The sequence below is a fragment of the Rhodococcus sp. MH15 genome, from assembly GCF_019266045.1.
Taxonomy (GTDB): Bacteria; Actinomycetota; Actinomycetes; order Mycobacteriales; family Mycobacteriaceae; genus Rhodococcus_F; species Rhodococcus_F qingshengii.
In genome coordinates this window covers 391,395-408,125 of sequence record NZ_LPNP01000080.1, presented here as the reverse complement: position 1 = coordinate 408,125, position 16,731 = coordinate 391,395, and the positions used below count along the sequence as shown (strand labels likewise).

The following is a 16,731-nucleotide window of genomic DNA, read 5'->3' as shown; positions in this document are numbered from 1 at the left end:
TCAGAGCGCCGCTTCGCTGTCGTTCGCCGGATCCAGCTGATCCTGGGTTGCCGCCCAACTCGCCAAGAGTTTGAGTGCGTCAGCCGTGGGCGTCCCCGGCGCCGCGGTGTAGACCAGCAGTGTCAGCCCGGGATTGGACGGCAGTTCCATCGCCTCGAAGTTCAGCTCCAGGTCGCCGACGACGGGGTGACGAACCTTCTTGAATCCCGTCCGATGAAAGCGCACATTGTGTTTCGCCCACCGGGTGCGGAATACCTCACTGCGAGTGGCAAGTTCACCGATGAGCTCGGTCAGCGCCCTGTCATGGGGATTGCGCCCCGCTTCCGAGCGGAGCATCGCGGCGATGTCGTCTGCCGCGCGCTCCCAATCCACGAAGAAGTCCTGCGATGCCGGGTCCAGGTACACGAACCGGGCGTTGTTCGCCGGCCTACGTGGATCGGCCAACACCGGCGAATACAACGCGCGCGCCATACGATTGGCCGCCAGCATGTCGTGCCTGGCATTACGTACCCACGCCGGCGCGTCGGTGATGGCGTCGAGTATCTGCTGAATCGCCGGGCTCACGCCCTTGGGGGCGGGCCGCTTTCTACTCGGTGCGCCTGCACTGGCGGCCTTCGCGAGGTCGTACAAATGGGCAGTTTCGGCTTCGTCGAGTTGCAGTGCTCGGGAAAGGCTTTCGAGCACCGAGTCCGACGCTCCCGCCAGATTTCCGCGTTCCATGCGCACGTAGTAGTCGATGCTCACACCGGCGAGCAGAGCGACTTCCTCACGGCGCAACCCCTTGACGCGACGGTTCCCGCCGTAGGCCGGCAGCCCTGCCTGCTCGGGTGTGATGCGAGCACGACGGGAGCTGAGGAATTCGCGGATCTCGGCTCGGTTGTCCATGCAGTTCACGTTACTCGAGCGGAGAAGACCGAGGGAGGTACTGCCGTTACCTGGAACAACAGACACTCCCGCGCCCGCGAGGCGCGGCGTTGACTGATTGCAGTCGACCGGTCCACGCCGAAACGTCGACTTCGAAGCACGCGACACCAGAAGCAAGAGGGGACACCATGCGAGCAACCATCATGTACGGCGCCGGAGACGTTCGAGTCGAGACCGTGCCCGATCCGGCACTGCAGCAGCCGACGGACGCGATCGTGCGGGTCGTCAGGGCGTGCGTTTGCGGCTCTGACCTGCACCCTTACCACAACATGCCGGCCACGCCCGGTGGTTCCCCGATGGGCCACGAATTTGTCGGAGTGGTCGAAGAGACCGGTCGCGAGGTGTCCACGTTGAAGAAGGGCGACTTCGTCATCGCCCCCTTCGCCTGGTCCGACGGGACGTGCGACTTCTGCCGCGAAGGCTTGCAGACGTCTTGCCGACACGGTGGATTCTGGGCCGGAAACGGGATCGGAGGCGGTCAGGCAGAGGCCATCCGAGTGCCGTTGGCAGACGGCACCCTGGTCAAGGCGCCGGTCGGTGAGGATTCCGAACTCCTACCGTCACTGCTCACACTCTCCGACGTCTTCGGCACCGGCTATCACGCGGCGGTCAAGGGTGGCGTCAACCAACGCACGACGGTCACGGTCATCGGCGATGGAGCCGTGGGGCTGATGGCAGTGCTCTCCGCCAAACGCCTCGGCGCCGAGCGCATCATCCTCATGGGGCGCCACAAGACCCGCACGGATCTCGGTCTCGAGTTCGGAGCCACCGACGTGGTTGCCGAACGTGGAGATGAGGGCATCGAGAAAGTCCGCGAACTGACCGGAGGCGACGGCACTCATGTCGTCCTCGAAGCGGTAGGTCACATGCCTGCCTACGAGCAGTCGCTCGGAGTTGTCCGACCGGGCGGCGTCATCAGCCGAGTCGGGGTACCCCAATACGAAGAAGCTCCAATCGGATTCGGGACACTCTTCGGACCCAACATCACACTCACCGGTGGACCGGCCCCGGTGCGCGCGTACATCGAAGAGCTGATGCCGGATGTGCTCGATGGAAAGATCGAGCCGGGCAAGGTCTTCGACCACACCGTCGGACTCGACGACGTAGCGGAAGGCTACCGAGCCATGGACTCCCGTGAATCGTTGAAGGTCCTCGTCCGCCCGTAGTCCACCACTTGCGAAAGTCCACCACTTGCGAAGAAGATGCGCGTGACCCACATTGCCACCCGTCCTGTTGCCGGTCGCATCAATCCCACCGCGATCCTGGCGATCATTCTGATCAGCTATTTCATGATCCTGCTCGACAATTCGATCATCTTCACCGGGCTACCCAGCATCCAAAGCAGCATGGGTTACTCGGCAACCGGGCTGTCCTGGGTCCAGGACGCCTACACCCTGGTGTTCGGCGGGCTTCTCCTGCTGGGTGCTCGTCTCGGGGACATCTTCGGCCGTCGTCGCGTATTCGTGGCCGGTCTCGCGATTTTCGCGATTGCGTCGTTTCTCGTCGGGGTCGCGCCGAACGGTTGGTGGCTCATCGCAGCGCGCGCTCTCCAAGGCGTCGGAGCAGCAGTGGTCGCCCCGGCGTCGCTGTCACTGCTGACCGCCAGTTTCCCGCCCGGCCCGGAGCGAACGCGCGCTGTTGCCTGGTACGGCGCTGCTGCGGGAATAGGCGCCAGCCTCGGACTCGTGATCGGCGGCGCCCTTGCCGACTGGGTGTCTTGGCGCGCAGGCTTTTTCATCAACGTTCCGATCGGTATCGCGATGATCGCTCTCGCTCCCCGGTTCATTCCGGAAACCGAGCCCAACTCCGGACGTTTCGATGTGGCCGGCGCTGTTCTCGCCACACTCGGGATGACCGCGCTCGTCTTCGGCACCGTCAACTCGGCCGAAGCGGGGTGGACCTCACCGATCACCGTTGCGACACTGGCGGCCGGGGCGATACTACTGACCTTGCTCTTCCTCAACGAAGCGAGAGCGGAGCAGCCGATCATGCCACTGAGGTTGTTCCGTAGCCGGGAGCGATCCGGGGCGTACGCCGCCCGAATGCTCTATCTGGGTGCCATGATCGGATTCTTCTACTTCACGACTCAGCTACTCCAAGGCGTCATGGGCTTCAGCACGTTCCAAGCAGGCATCGCCTTCTTCCCGATGACGATCGTCAATTTTGCTGTGGCGATGCTTATTCCGCGACTGACACCGCGATTCGGAAATTCCGCAATTCTGTCGGTTGGCATTGCCGTCACCCTAGCCGGGATGGCGTGGCTCAGTCTGGTCCATCCCGGAAGCACGTACCTCACTGCGATAGCACTTCCGATGATCTTGATCGGCGCCGGACAGGGGTTGGCTTTCGCCCCACTGACTTCTGCTGGCATCTCCGGGGTACAGGCCGAAGATGCCGGTGCCGCATCAGGATTGGTCAACACTGCACATCAACTGGGCAGTGCTCTCGGACTCGGCATCCTCGTCGCAGTCTCCGCGGGCGCCGGATCCTCTGCCGACGACGCTACAACGGCACTCACCGATCACGTATCAACGGCTCTCACCGCAGGCACCGCCCTGCTCGCCGCTTGTCTCGTCATCGTCCTCGCACTGATCGTCCCGGCTACGAGAACGCGAAGTACCGCAAAGCAATTCGACCAGGAGAAAGGAAGCCGAGATGTCGCACTCGTGGACCGAGGCTGAACTGACCAAGATCGGCGACGCCGAGGAGTTGCAGGTCTCCTCGTACCGCCGAGACGGAACCGCAAGGCCGTACGTCACGATTTGGGTTGTCCGTACCGACAACCAACTGTACGTTCGCTCGGCCTACGGAACCGACAACCCGTGGTTCGTCCGAGCAACGGCAAGTGGAACGGGCCGAATCCGAGCAGGAGGAATCGAGCGGGACGTGGCGTTCGAGTCCGCCGCACCGGATGCCCACTCGTCGATCGACTCCGCCTATCACACCAAGTACGACCGCTACGGCCCGCAGATCGTCGGCTCCGTCACCGGCCGCGCCGCCGCACCCAACACCATTCGACTTGTTCCGCTGACGCAGAACTGAACCGCCCCTTTCGATTCCGAGGAGACCTCATGGAAATCTTGAAGCCCCAGCCCACGAGCAAAGCACCCAACGACTGGTTCACCGGCGACGTCTGGTGGGACGTCATCTACGCCGGCCAGGAGCCGTCGAGGATGCGCGCCAACATGGTTCGCTTTGCACCGTGCGCGCGAACCGACTGGCACTCCCATGCAGTCGGACAGACCCTCCACATCGTCTCCGGTACCGCGCTGGTTCAAGCTCGCGGCGGCGAGATCGTCGAAGTCCACCCGGGTGAGACCGTCTACACCCCAGCGGGAGAGGAACACTGGCACGGCGCGGCACCCGACCGTTTCATGAGCCACCTCGCACTGTGGGAAGGACCCGGCGACGGAGGCACCGAAACTACATGGGGCGACAAAGTCACCGATGAGGAATACGGCGGTCCCCGCGCCAAACGTCGTTGAGACCGGACACCTCTCAGATACGGCGCATCACGGAAACAACTTTGCCCAGGATGACCGCGCGATCGCCGTCGATGACGCTGTACGCGGGATTGCGAGGCTCGAGGTACACGTGACCGTCGCGACGCCGGAGCACCTTCACCGTGGCCTCGCCGTCGATCATCGCGGCGACGATCTCACCGGAATGAGCTTCGTCCTGGCGGCGCACCACGACGACGTCACCGTCACAGATCGCTGCGTCGACCATCGACTCACCACGCACCCGAAGTCCGAACACCGTGCCGGAGCCGACGAGCTCGCGAGGAAGCGCAAGCACCTCGTCGGCGTGCTCCTCCGCGAGGATCGGCGCGCCGGCCGCGATGTCACCGACGACCGGAACCGTCACCGTATTCGACGACGACCGTTCCTTCGCGCCTACGAGGAACGGCCGCACGTCCAACTGCCGAGCCATGGCCGCTCCCCTACGGAGGAAGCCCTTCTCTTCGAGACTCTTGAGGTGCTTGGACACCGTCGACGTCGAGCGCAGACCAACCGCGTCTCCGATCTGCCGTGTGCTCGGCGTGCACCCGTTGGCAGCCACGAGATCCCGGATGGTCATCAGAATCTGCTGCTGGCGGAGCGGCAGGGAGGAGGCGTCGAGGCCACCGAACATGTCGAGATCGTCGTAATCGGTCACGACGAGAATCGTAGTGAGGGGTCCCGACATCCAGGCCAGGCAGCCGGAGTCTGCCAGAAACGGCACAGGCAGTTTGTTTCCCGAGCGGCGCATGGCACGCTGAGCTGATGGAGCCTCTCGAACCGATGCGCCCGGTCAGTGTTCCCGCCGACACCCATAAGTCGACGCCGATCTGGAAGTCGGCACCGGTCACTTTGGGAACGGTGGGTGTGTTTGCCTACGCATTGATGTCCGCGAGAACCGGCGTCGTCGAAGTTGCACTTGGCGCGGCGATCGCGATCGCCGGCGCCGCCCTCTACTGCATGTCAGTGATGCGCACGATCAGAGAAAACTCGTGCAGCCGCGTACCTCTGCTCGGAACCCCACCCGTCTCGCCCCGTGACGTCGACCTGCTCGCCGGGGCCGGGATGCCCTTGATCATGGGCGGATCGTTGCTGGCCATACGAGCAGCGGGATGGACCTGGCCATATCTCTATCTCGGACTGCTCGCCGTGATCATGGTCGCTACCTATGTTCTTCCCGTGGTGGTGCACAACCGACGATTACGGAAGCGAACTCACCGATCGCAAACCCCGTGACGCGGGTACGTCGACGCAACATCTCCAGCACATTCTCCGACGTCCCCACTGGTACGACCGGTCCATCCCCCGGTGGAGCCGACTATGCGCTGGCGGCCTTGTCTGCAGTTTCGACAAGGGTCTCGACCTTGCTGAACTGCAGCACACCGTCTTCGATCTCGGCGTCGTGCATCAGCTTGCGGTCGCGGTAGTAATTGTTGACCACTTTCCACGCACCGCGGGCACCCTGACGCGGCATCTCTCCGTCGCCGCGCTGGATGTAGCCCGATGTCAGGGCTCCGCCCATGAGAGATTCTTCCGCGAAGTCCTCAGGTTCGGCGTGAACCTCGAAAGTCGTGTAGTCGCGCTTACGCATGATCTTGAGTACGCGACACAGATAGGACGCGGCCAGGTCGGCCTTGAGCGTCCAGGATGCGTTGGTGTAGCCGAGGATCATCAGGAAGTTCGGGATGTCGGAGTAGAGCACGCTCTTGTAGGCGACCGTCTCGTTGAGCTTGACGGGCTCGCCGTCGATGCTCATGGTCGCCCCGCCCAGGATCTGTACGTTCAAGCCGGTCGCCGTGACGATGACGTCGGCCTCGATTTCGCGGCCCGACTCGGTCACGATGCCCTTCTCGGTGAACGTGGCGATACGGTCGGTGACGATGTCGGCCTTGCCGCTCTTGAGCACCTTGAACAGGTCCCCGTTGGGAACCACGCACAGGCGCTGATCCCACGGGTTGTAATTGGGGGTGAAGTGACGCAGGTCCACGTTCTTGCCGAGTTGCAAGCGGATCTGGGTGAGGAACAGCTTCTTCGCCAGCTTCGGATTGGTACGTGAGAGCTGAAAGCTGGCGCGTTGCAGTGCGATATTGCGGGCTCGACCGATCTTGTAAGCGATCTGGTCGGGAACGCGTGCAAGCTTGAGACCCTTGGCCACAGGGTCCTCGGACGGTAGCGCCTGGATCCACGTGGGCGAGCGCTGCAGCATGGTGACGTGACCGGCAGTGGGGGCCATCGACGGGATCAGGGTGATCGCGGTGGCACCGGAACCGATGACCACTACCTTCTTTCCGGTGTAATCGAGATCCTCCGGCCAGTGCTGCGGGTGCACGATCTGACCGCGGAAGTCGCCCTCACCGGGGAAGGCGGGGCGGTATCCCTTGTCGTAGTTGTAGTAACCACAGGCGCCGACGAGGACGTTCGCGGTCCACGTCTCGGTCTCCCCCGTCGCCTCGACCAGGACGGTCACGGACCACTGAGCAGTCGCGCGATCGAAGTCCATTGCCACGACCTTGCGGCCGAAGTTGATGTGGTCGGTGACGCCGTATTCCTTGGCGGTTTCCTCGACGTAGTCACGGATACTGGCGCCGTCTGCGAGCACTTTGGTTCCGATCCACGGACGGAAACCGAATCCGAAGGTGAGCATGTCGGAATCCGAACGGATGCCGGGATACTTGAACAGGTCCCAGGTGCCACCGATGTTCTCGCGGCGTTCGAGGATCGCGTAAGTGCTTCCGGTCTGCTCACGAATGAGGTGGCAAGCCGCGCCGATTCCGGACAAGCCAGCGCCGATGATCAGTACGTCGACATGCTGTGTCATGAGGAAACTCGTTTCGTCGGTCGTCGCGAAGCTACTTCTGGCGTCGGCAGTGACCGAGAACGATCGGCCGGTTCAGGCCGGGTTCCCTAAGGTCAGCGCCAATGAACAGGGTATGTGCAACTGACGGTAACAGTCAATATCTCGACCCGGCCGCGTACGGAACATTGAGGCGCGACGCACCGGCCTCGCGGAAACTCGATCGAGACGCCTGAATGCCTCGAGCCATTGGGGAGTCGTTCACGTCGTCGACGGAACGCCTAATGGCTCGTCTACGCGGGATACTCATCGCCCAAATATTCAGCGCCCTAGCATAATTCGAAGGTCCACGATCAGGTGTCGAACGCGCGAGTTTCCATGGGAGGACGGGCAACTGCGATATCGCCGTAACCTTCGTGCGCATCAGCGGAAAGGTCACTGCGATAGCTAACCTGCTGACGAAACCACGCTGAAAGCAACGGTTTTGGTTTCGCAGCGAAGAGAGCGGGCGGAGTGGACCTCCACCGGAGATGTAGTCGCTATGACACTCTCCAGCACAGTCACCCTGTACACCACTCATAGCGATCGAGAGTTCGCCAATGCAATCGCTGCCGGAATCAGCGCCAGGGCTTATTCCGAGCCACAAACCGCAGACATGAGCCTGTTAAGGCATCACACCAGCGATCACGGTAGAGCGCTCGTTCTCCTACCACTCGGGGGCGTCGATTGGCAGGTGAAGGAGCTCTCCGCGCTCGAGGGATCGGTCCTGGTCGGCGATCTCAGTAGCGGCAACTCCATGATTCGGGGGCTCGCAGCGGGCGCCCACGCCGTGCTCAACTCTCAACTGCCATTCGCATCCCTGCTCGATGAGCTGCAGGCCGCGATCAACCCCAACTCCGCTCGGTCTGCACACGACAAGTCCTCGCTCGTACAACGCATCCGGTTGCGCACCGAAGAATTCGCACGAATCAGCAGTCTCACCGATCGCGAGTTCGAGATCGTGGGTCTTCTTTACGGAGGCTCGAATGTCGACTCGATTGCTCGAACCGCCCACATCGCACCGACCACGGTGCGCGCCCACATCCGAAGCATCCTGCAGAAACTGGGGGTGCATTCCCAGCTGGAGGCATGCGCGATGCTCCGCCGCTCTGGTCACGACGCACGCAGACACCCACTGGAACTTCGGATCGGACGCTTCTAGCAGGAAGTGCCCCAGACACACTCGCTGAGATGGGGTGCCGCCCCTGATCGAACTCGACCTTCGAAAAGATCGTCAATTTTGACGATTCGATGACGCGCCCGGACGTCGAATATTAGGTCCTACACGACACCGAAGACACGAGTGAACATCGAAAGGTGCATTCAATCAATGGAATACACACGCACAGTGCCGCGGCATCTTGTCCACAGACATGCTGTTGCCGAGGTTTTCTTGACGGACTACCGGATCGAATCGGACTCGGCGTACCAGGTTGCTGTGCAACTCCCGGTCTCGCACCGGATATTCGACGTATCGAGCGAGCAACACGATCCGCTCGGGGTGGCAGAAGCATTTCGACAGGCAGTGGTGCTTCTGTGCCACACCCGATACGAGATTCCACTGCACTACAAGTTCCTCATGGAAACGTTCAGCTTCGAGATGCTGGACGCGCTCGACGTGCAATCAGTCGCGGAGCCGTTGAGTTTCTCGATGACAGTGGACAACCTCACTCATCGCGACGGAGCGGTTTCGGGGGTCGAAGTGTCGGGGATCCTCAGCGAGGGCAACCGGCACGTCGCCAGATGCAACGCTGTTGCGCGAGGAGTCAGCCCCGAGGGATACCGTCGAATTCGGCAAGGACGAGAAGACCACCGCCCGAGCCGGCGCATCCTTCCTTCCGGAGCCGCGGTGGTCGGATCGGAGCGAGTCGGACGCCTAACCGATGGAGATGTGCTCATCAGCACTGATCCTGCTCGGCACGCGATGTTCTGCGCTCCCGATCCGCGCAACCACTCCCTTTTCGACCACCCCGTCGACCACATCCCAGGAATGATTCTTTTCGAGGCCGCCCGACAAGCGCTCCGATTTCACATCGGCAACCCAGCAACAAAGATCGCCTCGCTCTCGGCGGTCTTTCCGAGGTTCACTGAATGGGAAACGCCGTGCGAGGTGTCAACGATCCCCCTTGACGCGTCGGGCCATGTGCACCGAGTTCGGTTCACTCAAGAACTGGAAACCACCGCGGAACTCGAAATTACAGTTGCGGACCAATCATGAGAGGGAACGAACACGTTCTTCTCGTCGCGTCTTCCACGTCAAGCGCTCGGTGCTTCCCACTCTCTCGGTGCAAGCGCCGCCAGTTGCATGACGTGCGCCAACTTGTCCTCGCGGACGATCGTTGGCAGCACCAGGTTCCACATCTGACTCAACCGCTCGTACAGATCGGTTCTGCCCGTCAGCATTTCCGAGAGAATCTGCACTCCGGTGAACGACCCCACCACAAATCGAGCCAACGCGTCGATATCGGTGCCCGGGACGATATCGCCGGCTTCGGCCGCTTGGGTTGCCACCTGCTTGATAGCCTCGATCCAATCGAGGTACGGCTGTTCGATGGGGCCTTGAATACTGCCGATCTCCATCGTCAACCGCATGCCACCTCGCGCGATGGGCTCGGTCACAAGCTGCCGAGCCATCTCCTGCGAAACGAGCACCAGGGTTTCGACCGCGATGTCGGAGTGCGCAGCAACCCGCCGGGTACCCTCCATCGCCATACCGTGCTGCGCTGCGATGACCGCGTGCGCAAGCTCCTCCTTGGACGCGAAGTGAAAATACATCGCCCCCTTCGACACACCCCCGTGCTGCAAGATCGTGCCCAAACTGGCGGAGTACCCGAACTTCTCGAAGCTCTTCGCAGCACCCAAAATGACGGCCTGGCGCGTCAGGACAGCACGCTCCTGCATGATCTACCCAGCTCTCGTTGCCGACGGAATGAATCTCAACGATACGTCGAAAGAGCCCGCAGCAACGCTCTCGACACGGACACACCGTGACGACTCTGGTACTCGGGGCCACTGGTTTCATCGGCTCGGCAGTGATGAAACAGCTGGTTTCCCGCGACGGAAACGCTGCAATCGGTTTCGTTCGCACGGCCACCGCAGCCAAACAGTTCGGCCGTGAAGGAATCGCCACCGTGATCGGCGACATCAACGAAAGTGCTTCTCTACGAGTTGCAATGAGTCAGGCGTCGACCGTTATCTGTTGCGTGTCGTACGTGGGCGACGACGAACAACAGTGCGTTCACGTCAACCAACACGGCGTACAGAACGTTGCGTCGATGGCCGCCACCGTCGGCGTCGAACGCTTGCTCTACGTCAGTACCGCGGCCGTGTACGGGCCGGGACCGTTTCGAGACTTGCCGGTCAACGGCGCACCTCTCAGCCCCTTCTCACCTGCCAGTCGCACGCGCGCTCTCGCCGAGAAGTTCGTGCGCGACGCCGGAGGCCTGGTCGTCCGGCCGCATCTCGTGTACGGACCCGGCGACAGATGGTTTCTTCCGACACTGACGCGAATTGTCTCTCGCCTCGACTCGATCATCGACGGCGGTAGCGCTGTCCTGTCGGTAGTCGACGTAGACCTACTCGCCCGATCCATCTACGAGTTGTCGGTAGAACAGCAATTTCGCTACGGCTCAACACTTCACGTCAACGAGCCTGTCCCGCGGACAGTCATCGACCTTCTCGAGCAACATGCGCGGGAGACCAACTGGACTCTGCCCCAGAACTCTATCCCCCGCGCCGACGCGGTGAAAGCTGCTGCCCAGCTGAGTCTCGACATGCACCAGATCGACATGATCAGCCTCGATCACTGGTTCCGGTCGAGACTGTACTGATGGCACACGGATCACTCTCGCCAAAACACCTGTCTCCCAACATTTTCAGCCCTCCCTATTGTTCAGCCTCAGCAATCAATACGACCTATTTCGCAGTCACCACAGGCGAACAGAGAGCTCTGATCGACGAAAACCACGGCTGCACAAAGACGGCAGTGATCGCGCACACCAAAGAAGCGGCGTTCACGCGACTGGCAGCAGCCTGGGGCTCCCTTCCGTCCGCCTTCGCCGCCGAATGCAGTTTGTGACGATCTAAGTCGTGCGCGACTAAAGGGCCAGGAGCTCTGACATCACGGGAGAAGGCTCTCCATCTCGCTGACCTCGGCTACCGTCATCTGAACCAGAAAACGGGAGAACAGATGCTCACTGCGGATATTTTGCTGTCGGGCCCGCGCGGACGCCGGATGCTGCTCGCGTATGCGATCGACGCCGAACGCGCCCTGCGTCCCGAGCCAGGCGACGACATGTTCCGCATCAACGCTCACCGGGCGGCGTATCACCTCGACGTCGGACAAGGAACCTCCCGAGTGTTGTTCGGCCCGGGCGCCGAAGAGGCCCGGCAGACCATAGTCACCGCGGAGGGCGTGGCGCGCAGCCTCACGGAAATATCGCTCCCCGACGTCACCGCCGTCGATCTACGCTCCGCCCTCGCAGAAGCGGTCGATGCGGCGCGTTACTGGCAGGATCCCGACGGAGAAGACGTCCTCGTCGCCACCGAAGTTATGCGAGATGAGCTTCGACGCGTCGCCGAGCACATCGCCGGCTCCGAATGCGCGCGGTGGTGGTCAACCTCGCTCGCCTCATCCGACCAATGGTCGATTCTGAGCAGAGGTGAGGAATCTCCGGACACAGACGAAGTGCCTGCTGCGCAACAACTCCTCAGCGAGTGGCGCACGAGCACCCTGGAATCGGAAGCGAGAGCTGAACGTGACCGCCCGGTGGACCCCGCGGCGAACTGGTCAGGTTATTGGTGGTCGAATCCACCCACTCAGGGTTCGACGAGGGCGCTGTTCGACGGGACTCCGGCGGGCTTGTGGTTCGTCGAAGACAGCATGGGATGGGAACGGGTCGTCGTCCGAGCATTGCGGCCACCGACTGGCGCACGCATCTACGAGATCGACAGCGCGCAAGCCTGGTCGGAGCTGTGCAGACGGTTCCCGCTCGAGGTCACCGCAGAAACGCGGCAGGTTTGGTATCGGACTACCGGCCGATCAGGCAGGTGGGTCATCCCCGACTGGGTGCAGGTCGCGGAAAGATTTGAGGGAGTGCACCTTACCGTGACGGGATACCTCGCGGCAGCAGGAACCGCGGTCAAGGTCGATACCGAGACGGCGAGCGTCATCGCGGGCTGGGCACCCGACGAAACATACTGGTTCACCGATGCTGCCACCTACATTTCCGAGCCGTGTGCTTGGGTGCTGCACGACGGCCCGGAAGTGACCGACCAGCCCGCATGGACGCTGGAATCGCAGCAATGACCCGCACGTGAGGGTCTGCTAGGCATGAGCTTCCGTGAGGAATCGATCGCAGTTGCCCTCCGAGTCGAGTCAACTACCCCGTGCGCGGTCGGCAGGAGCACTCACGTGCACGCAGACATGCGGAAGGGCGGTACCCCGCCCAGGCCGATCCGAACCCGAGTGCCCTAGATCACAAAGGTAAACCTATCCACAAATCGCCAAATGTCCTACATTTGACTCATGCCGGGTTCCCGTATCGCACCCACCGCACGCAACATCCCACTTTCAGTGCAGATCGCGGAACAACTGCGGTCCCAGATCACTTCTGGCAACTGGGAATTAGGGGAGAAGATCCCCGGCGAGCATCAACTTGTCGAAATGACCGGCGCGAGCCGCAATACAGTCCGGGAGGCCATTCGCGGCCTCGTCCATGCCGGCCTCCTCGAAGCACGCCCGGGAGACGGAACCTACGTCTGCGCGAGCTCAGAACTCGAAATTGCACTTCAAAGACGTGCAGCGGCGGAGAACGTGCTCGAAATCTTCGAAGCCCGTGAAGCTTTGGAGCTCTACGCCGCACGACTCGCTGCCGAACGAGCCCTGCCCGAAGACATCGACCGCATGACTCGGGCTTTGGATCGCCGAGACGCTGAGCCCGACGTCGCCAAATCCGTCGAGTACGACCTCGACTTCCACCTGGAGATGTTCGCAGCGAGCGGGAACCAACTGATAGCGGACATCTACCGCAGTCTCGATCGCTCTGACACCATGAGCATCCCACAAGGTAAGTCCGACAAGGAGACTCGACAGCTATTCATCGGGCCTTGGACCGACGACGACCCACACCGGCAGCTGCTTGCGGCCATCCGTGACCGCGATCCGGACGGCGCAGCCGCCGCAGTGGTCCGACTGATGGACCACAGCCGATCCCTCTTTCTGCAAAACATGCCGAAGTAGCTGACACACAAGAGGTTCAGCGCACAGACAATCTCAGAAGGGCACACCTATGGCTAACGTCATCTCCGACACCGAAAACGTGGCGTCTGCCCCGAGCGCGATACCGATAATGCGCCGAGGACTCGTTATCGCTGGCATTCTTCTCATCGCAGCCAATCTTCGAGCCTCAATCACAGTCGTCGGCCCGCTACTCGGTGAGGTACGCACCGATCTCGATATCTCGTCGACAACAGCATCAGCGCTGATCAGCCTTCCACTGCTGTGCTTCGCAGTGTTCTCCCCCGTTGCCCCGGTCATCGCAGCTCGGTGGGGAGTGGAACGGACACTCGCAGCAGCACTCGGCATGCTCGCCTTAGCGATCGTGATCCGCTCTGTTCCGTGGATGCCTGCGCTGTGGATCGGTACCGTATCGCTCGGCATGACCATCGCAACAATGAACGTTCTACTGCCGGCGCTCCTCAAACGAGACTTCCCGACCGAAGCCGGCCGTTTGACCGGCATCTTCTCGGCGGTCTCTGCAGCCGTCGCCGCAACCGCATCCGGACTTGCCGTGCCGATCGCCGGTCTCACCGATCACGGTTGGCGGATCGCATTCGGAATCTGGGCTGCTATGGCTCTCATAGGATTTGGGGTGTTCCTTCCCCAACTTCGCCGACGCACGCTTCCGAAACACGATCACGCTGCGGCTTTGGATCCCCATCCAGGCGGCCATCGCTCCCCCTGGCGCTCAGCACTCGGGTGGCAGATCACAATATTCATGGGCGTCCAATCTCTCTTCTTCTACACCGTTCTGACATGGTGGCCCACCATTGAAGAATCACACGGCACTACCGCGGCTACCGCCGGACTGCATCAAGGCATCATGCAAATATTCTCGATCGTCGGCAGCCTCCTCACAGCAGTGCTCCTGCACAAACTGCCCAAGGATCAGAGAGGAGCCGTCCTCGGGCTGGTGTCGGTCGCCGCAGTGGCAGTTCTCGGCCAACTCCTCCTCCCCTCCTGGGCCCTGCTGTGGAATGCATTCCTCGGCATCGGCATCGGCGGATCGATTGTCATTGCCTTGTCCTTCTTCGCAATACGCACTGTCAATCACGGTCAAGCAGCGGCACTCTCGGGTATGGCACAGTCCGTCGGATACCTTCTGGCCGCCACCGGTCCCCTCGTTTTCGGTGCACTGCACGACGCCGTCGATTCCTGGACGACTCCGCTGATCGCGTTGCTGGTGCTGCTGGCCGTGCAACTCGTCTTCGGCTCCCTCGCCGGCCGCAACAAGACACTGGGATAAGCGAACCACGGTCGCCTCGAATCCACCCACCAACCTCCCCAGACCCGTGCCGCGACCCGAACTGTCGTCGACGTGCTGAGGTCCGAGGATGTCGACGAGACAGCGGGGCGCTCAACGGCCTACCGAATTGCACCCGGCCCATCCCCGACTGGTGGATCGGAGCCGGAAGTCGATAATGAGGGCATGAACGAGACACAACCCCACAACCTCGAACGAGAGCGCTGGCGCACGCTGCCAACTCCACCGTCGACCGAGTTGATCGAGATGGTCGGGGACGGACCTTCGAGCGCAGACTTCACCCCTGCTGCACCAGTGGCACAGCAGGGGTGAGACAGTCACGACATTCCGGTATCGCGCAGCGTGATGTTCAACCGTCCGGACGGCAGACCTATGTCGGGACTTGCACTTCCCGCAATAACTTTCGGCACTCCGTGATATGCGAACCGAGACTCTCCACCGAAGACGAAGAGATCACCCGAATGGAGTTCGACATCGGTGTACGGCTTGTTCCGGTTCTCGGAATTCCCGAATCGAAAGACACAACTCTGCCCGACACTCAGTGAGACGACGGGAGCGTCGCAGCGCTCGTCCTTGTCCTGGTGCATGCCCATCCGAGCGCCCTCGTCGTAGAAATTGATCAGCGCGGTGTCCGGCGTGTACCGCTCCCCCGCAGTCGGATCATCATAGGCAGCGGCAACTGCGGCCCGGCCGAGATCGACGAGCCAGTCAGGCACCGCTGCGACAGGCGCACCGCTCACGTCGTCGGCGGTGCGCGTGTACTTGTACGGCTGCCAATGCCAACCGAGACAGACTGTTTGCACCGACATCTTGTGCCCACCAGGGACAACAGCGGAGCGCATCGGTACGGGTGCGGTCGCCCACCGTCGGCACTCGGCCACCAAGAAGCGTTGCTGTTCGACGCTGAGCCAATCCGGAACGAGGATCGCCCCCGGCGCCACTTCCAATCGTGGCCGAGGAATCAGAGCGTTCATGGTTTCCACGCTAATCGGTTTCGAAGCATTGACACCCTCGGCATGGGCTCGTATCGTAATCAACAGGTTGGTTGATAAAGGAGATGGTTGACAAGTGATCGTGGATCCAGGGGCAGACGAGCGTCTCGACAAAGCGTTCATGGCGCTTGCCGACCCGGTACGACGGCGGATCATCGCCCGCCTGAGCACCGGCCCCCAAACGGTCAACGAGTTGGCCGAGCCGTTCGAGATCACGAAACAGGCCATCTCCAAACATATTCAGGTACTCGAAGCCGCGGGTTTGGTCACTCGCAGCCGCGAAGCCCAGAGGCGGCCGGTACATCTCAACGCCGCAACTCTCGAGGCTTTGACCGCCTGGATCGACCGCTATCGACTGATCCACGAACAACAGTTCCGCAAGCTCGATCACCTACTCAGCACCACACAGAAGGAGACTTAGCCATGGCTACCACCAATCCCGTCACCATCACGGCTCCTGAGGGCGTGCCGTACATCGACATCACCCGCGAATTCGACGCACCCGTCAGTGCCGTCTTCGCAGCTCATTCGAATCCCGATCTGGTCAAGCAGTGGCTCGGCCCCAACGGATACGAGATGGAGATCGACGAATACGAGTTCGTGAGCGGCGGTCGATACAAGTACGTCCATCGCAACCCCGAGGGCGAAGAGTTCCGGTTCAACGGTGTATTTCACGTCGTTCGCGAGAACGACTTTGCCATCCAGACCTTCGAATACGAGGGATTTCCCGACGTCGTCAGCATCGAATCAATCACGTTCGAGGATCTGGGCAACGGACGCACCCGCCTCTCCGGCCATTCCGTATATCCGAGCCTCGAAGCGCGAGACGGAATGATCGAGAGCAATATGGAGCTCGGCGTCACCGAAGGTTACGAACGCCTGGACAAGATCGTCGCGCAACTCTGACCACCTGTTTGCCCGAACCTCCTCAGTGAAAG

The 16,731-nt window shown here is 61.6% G+C and carries 20 protein-coding genes; 15 read left to right on the top strand and 5 right to left on the bottom strand.

Features of this window, described 5'->3' with window-relative positions; genetic code table 11:
* Entirely contained in the window at nucleotides 1–885 is an 885-nt protein-coding gene (locus tag ATN37_RS24725) for a helix-turn-helix transcriptional regulator (RefSeq protein ID WP_064073862.1), read from the bottom strand.
* 167 nt (nucleotides 886–1,052) lie between these two features.
* On the opposite strand from ATN37_RS24725, the gene ATN37_RS24720 reads away from it, so the two are divergent.
* From ATN37_RS24720 to ATN37_RS24705, 4 genes are read left to right on the top strand one after another with little or no spacing between them, the layout of a single operon-like run.
* Complete coding sequence (locus tag ATN37_RS24720; protein ID WP_030536486.1) at nucleotides 1,053–2,090, top strand: zinc-dependent alcohol dehydrogenase family protein; 1,038 nt, start codon at nucleotides 1,053–1,055, stop codon at nucleotides 2,088–2,090.
* A gap of 42 nt (nucleotides 2,091–2,132) precedes the next feature.
* Complete coding sequence (locus ATN37_RS24715; RefSeq protein ID WP_218695728.1) at nucleotides 2,133–3,605, top strand: MFS transporter; 1,473 nt, start codon at nucleotides 2,133–2,135, stop codon at nucleotides 3,603–3,605.
* Complete coding sequence (locus ATN37_RS24710) at nucleotides 3,580–3,966, top strand: DUF2255 family protein (protein WP_007729735.1); 387 nt, start codon at nucleotides 3,580–3,582, stop codon at nucleotides 3,964–3,966. The genes ATN37_RS24715 and ATN37_RS24710 overlap by 26 nt, the downstream gene beginning before the upstream one ends.
* A gap of 29 nt (nucleotides 3,967–3,995) precedes the next feature.
* A complete protein-coding gene (locus ATN37_RS24705) occupies nucleotides 3,996–4,409 on the top strand; it encodes a cupin domain-containing protein (RefSeq protein WP_081558511.1) in 414 nt (137 codons plus the stop codon).
* A 13-nt stretch (nucleotides 4,410–4,422) separates the two neighbouring features.
* On the opposite strand, the gene lexA is transcribed toward ATN37_RS24705, so the two are convergent.
* Nucleotides 4,423–5,112, bottom strand: a complete 690-nt coding sequence (gene lexA / locus ATN37_RS24700; RefSeq protein WP_211921094.1) for a transcriptional repressor LexA — start codon at nucleotides 5,110–5,112, stop codon at nucleotides 4,423–4,425.
* 77 nt (nucleotides 5,113–5,189) lie between these two features.
* On the opposite strand from lexA, the gene ATN37_RS24695 reads away from it, so the two are divergent.
* Nucleotides 5,190–5,660 carry a hypothetical protein gene (locus tag ATN37_RS24695; protein WP_054781331.1) on the top strand — a complete coding sequence of 157 codons (471 nt, stop codon included), beginning with the start codon at nucleotides 5,190–5,192 and terminating at the stop codon, nucleotides 5,658–5,660.
* Between the two features lie 82 nt (nucleotides 5,661–5,742).
* Here the strand turns inward: ATN37_RS24695 and ATN37_RS24690 are convergent, their stop codons facing one another.
* Complete coding sequence (locus ATN37_RS24690) at nucleotides 5,743–7,242, bottom strand: NAD(P)/FAD-dependent oxidoreductase (RefSeq protein WP_218695727.1); 1,500 nt, start codon at nucleotides 7,240–7,242, stop codon at nucleotides 5,743–5,745.
* A gap of 517 nt (nucleotides 7,243–7,759) precedes the next feature.
* On the opposite strand from ATN37_RS24690, the gene ATN37_RS24685 reads away from it, so the two are divergent.
* On the top strand, nucleotides 7,760–8,419 hold the full coding sequence (locus ATN37_RS24685; protein WP_003939969.1) for a LuxR C-terminal-related transcriptional regulator: 660 nt from the start codon (nucleotides 7,760–7,762) through the stop codon (nucleotides 8,417–8,419).
* 168 nt (nucleotides 8,420–8,587) lie between these two features.
* On the top strand, nucleotides 8,588–9,475 hold the full coding sequence (locus tag ATN37_RS24680; RefSeq protein WP_021331802.1) for a ScbA/BarX family gamma-butyrolactone biosynthesis protein: 888 nt from the start codon (nucleotides 8,588–8,590) through the stop codon (nucleotides 9,473–9,475).
* Nucleotides 9,476–9,513: 38 nt separating this feature from the next.
* Here the strand turns inward: ATN37_RS24680 and ATN37_RS24675 are convergent, their stop codons facing one another.
* A complete protein-coding gene (locus tag ATN37_RS24675) occupies nucleotides 9,514–10,158 on the bottom strand; it encodes a ScbR family autoregulator-binding transcription factor (RefSeq protein ID WP_003940238.1) in 645 nt (214 codons plus the stop codon).
* Between the two features lie 86 nt (nucleotides 10,159–10,244).
* On the opposite strand from ATN37_RS24675, the gene ATN37_RS24670 reads away from it, so the two are divergent.
* The 6 genes from ATN37_RS24670 to ATN37_RS24645 all read left to right on the top strand — a co-directional run bounded on the left by ATN37_RS24670 (nucleotide 10,245) and on the right by ATN37_RS24645 (nucleotide 15,113).
* Nucleotides 10,245–11,087, top strand: coding sequence for an NAD(P)-dependent oxidoreductase (locus tag ATN37_RS24670; protein ID WP_063315603.1), 843 nt, complete (start codon nucleotides 10,245–10,247; stop codon nucleotides 11,085–11,087).
* Nucleotides 11,087–11,335, top strand: coding sequence for a hypothetical protein (locus ATN37_RS24665; protein ID WP_063315602.1), 249 nt, complete (start codon nucleotides 11,087–11,089; stop codon nucleotides 11,333–11,335). The genes ATN37_RS24670 and ATN37_RS24665 overlap by 1 nt, the downstream gene beginning before the upstream one ends.
* Before the next feature lie 111 nt (nucleotides 11,336–11,446).
* Complete coding sequence (locus ATN37_RS24660; protein ID WP_218695726.1) at nucleotides 11,447–12,565, top strand: hypothetical protein; 1,119 nt, start codon at nucleotides 11,447–11,449, stop codon at nucleotides 12,563–12,565.
* 219 nt (nucleotides 12,566–12,784) lie between these two features.
* The gene (locus ATN37_RS24655; RefSeq protein WP_218695725.1) at nucleotides 12,785–13,498 is read left to right on the top strand and encodes a FadR/GntR family transcriptional regulator; all 714 of its coding nucleotides are present in this window, start codon (nucleotides 12,785–12,787) and stop codon (nucleotides 13,496–13,498) included.
* 49 nt (nucleotides 13,499–13,547) lie between these two features.
* Nucleotides 13,548–14,783: an MFS transporter gene (locus ATN37_RS24650; RefSeq protein WP_218695724.1), complete on the top strand. Its 1,236-nt coding sequence runs from the start codon at nucleotides 13,548–13,550 to the stop codon at nucleotides 14,781–14,783.
* A 183-nt stretch (nucleotides 14,784–14,966) separates the two neighbouring features.
* Entirely contained in the window at nucleotides 14,967–15,113 is a 147-nt protein-coding gene (locus ATN37_RS24645) for a hypothetical protein (protein ID WP_218695723.1), read from the top strand.
* Between the two features lie 5 nt (nucleotides 15,114–15,118).
* On the opposite strand, the gene ATN37_RS24640 is transcribed toward ATN37_RS24645, so the two are convergent.
* Nucleotides 15,119–15,775, bottom strand: a complete 657-nt coding sequence (locus tag ATN37_RS24640; RefSeq protein WP_218695722.1) for an alpha-ketoglutarate-dependent dioxygenase AlkB — start codon at nucleotides 15,773–15,775, stop codon at nucleotides 15,119–15,121.
* Between the two features lie 94 nt (nucleotides 15,776–15,869).
* Between ATN37_RS24640 and ATN37_RS24635 the strand changes: the two genes are divergently transcribed.
* Together ATN37_RS24635 and ATN37_RS24630 are read left to right on the top strand one after the other, a co-directional pair.
* Complete coding sequence (locus tag ATN37_RS24635; protein WP_003939956.1) at nucleotides 15,870–16,214, top strand: helix-turn-helix transcriptional regulator; 345 nt, start codon at nucleotides 15,870–15,872, stop codon at nucleotides 16,212–16,214.
* A 2-nt stretch (nucleotides 16,215–16,216) separates the two neighbouring features.
* Nucleotides 16,217–16,699 carry an SRPBCC family protein gene (locus tag ATN37_RS24630; RefSeq protein WP_003940319.1) on the top strand — a complete coding sequence of 161 codons (483 nt, stop codon included), beginning with the start codon at nucleotides 16,217–16,219 and terminating at the stop codon, nucleotides 16,697–16,699.
* Nucleotides 16,700–16,731 lie beyond the last annotated feature (32 nt).